This is a genomic window from Streptomyces sp. UNOC14_S4, from assembly GCF_020740835.1.
In the GTDB taxonomy this organism is placed as follows: Bacteria; Actinomycetota; Actinomycetes; order Streptomycetales; family Streptomycetaceae; genus Streptomyces.
The window spans coordinates 1-1,614 of record NZ_JAINFC010000882.1; the positions used below are offsets into that span (position 1 = coordinate 1).

The 1,614-nt window shown below is 70.6% G+C and carries 2 protein-coding genes; one reads left to right on the forward strand and one right to left on the reverse strand.

From position 1 onward, the window contains the following. The first annotated feature begins 157 nt into the window (after window positions 1–157). The gene (locus K6I34_RS36705) at window positions 158–604 is read left to right on the forward strand and encodes an HD domain-containing protein (RefSeq protein WP_229332350.1); all 447 of its coding nucleotides are present in this window, start codon (window positions 158–160) and stop codon (window positions 602–604) included. A gap of 3 nt (window positions 605–607) precedes the next feature. Here the strand turns inward: K6I34_RS36705 and K6I34_RS36710 are convergent. Beyond that, on the reverse strand, window positions 608–1,614 hold a 1,007-nt coding region (locus K6I34_RS36710), incomplete at its 5' end, for an acyltransferase family protein (protein ID WP_229332351.1).

The window sequence follows — 1,614 nt, forward strand, 5'->3', positions numbered from 1 at the left end:
GCCCTCGACCCCGACCAGGGCTGCGCCCCTGGACCCCCGCAGGGGGTCTTTCAGGGGCGCGGGGAACTGCGCGACAAGCCCCCACCGGCCCGCAGTCGCGCACCAAGCTCACCACCCACCCCGGTAGGCGCACCGACAAGCACAGGAGCCGCACGACATGCCCATCCCCCTCACCACCGTCGAGGAATTCGCCCGGCACGCCCACGCCACCCAAACAGACAAAGCCGGGCGCCCCTACACAGAACACCTCGCCGCCGTAGCGGCGCACGTCACCACGCACGGCGGCGACGATCACCAGATCGCCGCCGCGTGGCTGCACGACGCCGTCGAGGACGGTGCCGTCACTCGCGAATGGCTGGAAGAAGCCGATCTCTCGCGGCGGACCAAAGACATCATCCTGGCGCTGACCAAGCGCGCGGGCGAGCCGCCCGAGGCATACGCGGCCCGCGTCCTGGCCACCCCCGGCGCGCTGCTGGTCAAGGCCGCGGACCTCGCGCACAACAGCGACCCGGAGCGGGCCGCCGCCCTCGACCCCGCCACCCGCGAACGGCTCCGCCGGAAGTACGCCCACATGCGCGGCCTCCTCGGACTGCCGGAGGCGTAGGGCCTACCGCTTGCGGAACGCCCACTCCATCCGCGGCTCCACCACGAAGCGGAAGACCCGCCGTACCGGCGCCGTGCACAGCGCCGTCATCACCGCGGCCGCGATCACCGTCACCACGACCTGGCCCACCGGCTCACGGATCCAGCCGTACGCGTCGTACCACTCCTGCCACCGGGAGAGCTTGATCAGGAAGCCGTGCAGCAGAAAGCCGTACAGGGTCCCCGCGCCCAGTGTCGTGAACCACACCGCGCGGCGCGGGACCCAGGCGAAGAAGCAGGCGGTGAGCACGGCGGCGCAGCCGGACATCGCCAGCGTCATCACCGGCGCCGACCACAGCGGCGCGTGCAGGTCCTGGACGGCCGAGTTGTGGTAGAGCCACGACTCGTCCATCCGGGGCGCCACCCAGTACGCGAACGCGATCGCGCCCGCGAACACCGGCACCGCCGCGATCCGTACCCAGCGCTTCCGCACCGCGTGGAAGTGCTCCGCCTTCATGTGCAGGCCCAGCACGAAGAACGGCAGGAACTGCAGCACGCGCTGGAGATCGAAGTCGACCCCGATGCCCGGCGTCAGCGCGGCCACGACCGCGATCGCGAACGCCACGGGGACGGGCCACCGGATCAGCTTCCAGATCGGCGTGGTCAGCCGCCAGAGGAAGAGCGCGGCCAGGAACCAGTTGAGGTACCAGGGGTTCAGCAGCGACAGCGGCTCCGGCGGGGCGTCGTCCTCCGCCCAGTGCTGGAAGTACACATACGCCACCTGGAAGATCAGGTACGGCACGAGGACCCCCGTGACCAGCCGCTTGACCTTCGCGGGGCTCATGTCGAAGCCCCGCGAGAAGTAGCCGGAGATCACGATGAACGCGGGCATGTGGAACGCGTACACGGTCAGATAGAGCGCCGTCGCGGCGCGTCCGCCGTGCGTGAGCGGCTCCCACGCGTGCCCCAGGGCGACCAGCACGATCGCCAGATACTTCGCGTTGTCGAAGAACGGGTCGCGCTGCGCCGGGG

Excerpts from the sequence above, each read along its gene's own strand:
- K6I34_RS36705 (WP_229332350.1), top strand. The coding sequence starts at position 158 with ATGCCCATCCCCCTCACCACCGTCGAGGAATTCGCCCGGCACGCCCAC.